Below are 1,333 nucleotides of genomic sequence, written 5' to 3'. Positions count from 1 at the left end.
GTATGGACCTAAGAACCTAGAACCGTTGAAATGGATCATGTGAGTCGGTGCATCAGCAATAATAAGAAACATACTTATTCAACATATAAACAACAAGATGGGAGAGAAAGACTATATGTTCTTTCTCTCTTTTTTTATGCTATGATGATCCCATCAACAATATTGTTGTGTCAGCCAATCAAACTATCAAGGAGTTTTCAAAATGGCTTTTCTGGATGATGCTAAAAGTGTTTTGTCGGCAGATGATTATGCCGTTTTGGAAAAACTCGCAAAAAAGGTTTCAGAGTTTGATACTAATAGCGATGAGGATAAACAATTCCTTGACCTGAAACAGAGTGTCAAAAAAGCTTTGGCTGAACGAGATAGAGCAAAGAATTTGGCTTTCTTGAAAGACGGTGGTTATTCCATTGCTGAAATCTTGAAAGCAATGGGCATTACTCGTGAGCAACTGAACGATGCCAAGGCTGAATTGTTCCCTAACAAAACGGAAATCAGCGAAACGATTGCTACCTACACTATCAATGGCACTCAATATGAGTTCAAGATGGGTGGTCGTATGGACAAGGTCTTGTCTGATGCTATCAAGAAAGGCAAAGAAAAACACTTTATTGCTAACTTGACTGAGTTTGGCAAGACTTGGATTAAGGAGTTTAATATTCCAACTCAAGGACCATATCAAGGTCAAGAAATCTACAAGAGCATTAATGAGGTTGTTGCTCGTATCAAAACCTTTTCTAAGGATGCACTTAAAAAGGAATTGGGCATCGTAGTTGTCAAGTAATAAAATACTAAATATGAAAAGCCACTCAATTGAGTGGCTTTTTTTATGGCTGATCGGTTTTATCGTCATTCATAAGTTTGTTTAGTTCATCTTTGAGTCTTTGATTTTCATCCATTAACTCAGAAATTCCTGACTCGTGAATGCCTTTGTATTTCTTTCTCTTGTAGAGAATAATTGAGAAACCGATAAGACACATAAAAGAATTAGCGATATTAAGCAGTGCTTTTTCATCCCAACCAGCAAGTTGCACAAAGTAAATTGCAACTGTTGCATTGGCAAAAATCCAACTAAACCATGTAAATAAAGAATGTGAGTCAAGTGTGTGTTTTTGCTTAATAAGTATCAAAAATTGTGGCACATAAAAAAATACTCTAAGACCATTAAAAACGGTGAAAGCGATACCAAGACCTATCATGCTAACACCTTAATTAATAAATAGATGCAAGCAAAAAACCACTGCGACTAACAACCAGGACCCCAGCACTGTCATGCCTGTGAACAAATATTTCATGGCACGCACCTCTGCACTTAGATCTTTTGTCCCGGACAACT

The 1,333-nt window shown here is 37.0% G+C and carries 2 protein-coding genes; one reads left to right on the top strand and one right to left on the bottom strand.

Annotation, left to right across the window (positions count from 1 at the left end):
- Positions 1-202 precede the first annotated feature (202 nt).
- Entirely contained in the window at positions 203-781 is a 579-nt protein-coding gene (locus ACO0KY_RS19630) for a hypothetical protein (protein ID WP_423048918.1), read from the top strand.
- A 43-nt stretch (positions 782-824) separates the two neighbouring features.
- On the opposite strand, the gene ACO0KY_RS19625 is transcribed toward ACO0KY_RS19630, so the two are convergent.
- On the bottom strand, positions 825-1,196 hold the full coding sequence (locus tag ACO0KY_RS19625; RefSeq protein ID WP_423048916.1) for a hypothetical protein: 372 nt from the start codon (positions 1,194-1,196) through the stop codon (positions 825-827).
- Positions 1,197-1,333: the final 137 nt, after the last annotated feature.

The sequence above is a fragment of the Undibacterium sp. Dicai25W genome, from assembly GCF_049340505.1.
Classification (GTDB): domain Bacteria; phylum Pseudomonadota; class Gammaproteobacteria; order Burkholderiales; family Burkholderiaceae_D; genus Undibacterium; species Undibacterium jejuense.
Note: the sequence above shows the minus strand (reverse complement) of the source record. Positions and strands in the feature narration are given on the sequence as shown.

Coding starts and splice junctions, on each gene's coding strand:
- ACO0KY_RS19630 (WP_423048918.1), top strand. CDS start 203: ATGGCTTTTCTGGATGATGCTAAAAGTGTTTTGTCGGCAGATGATTAT.
- ACO0KY_RS19625 (WP_423048916.1), bottom strand. CDS start 1,196: ATGATAGGTCTTGGTATCGCTTTCACCGTTTTTAATGGTCTTAGAGTA.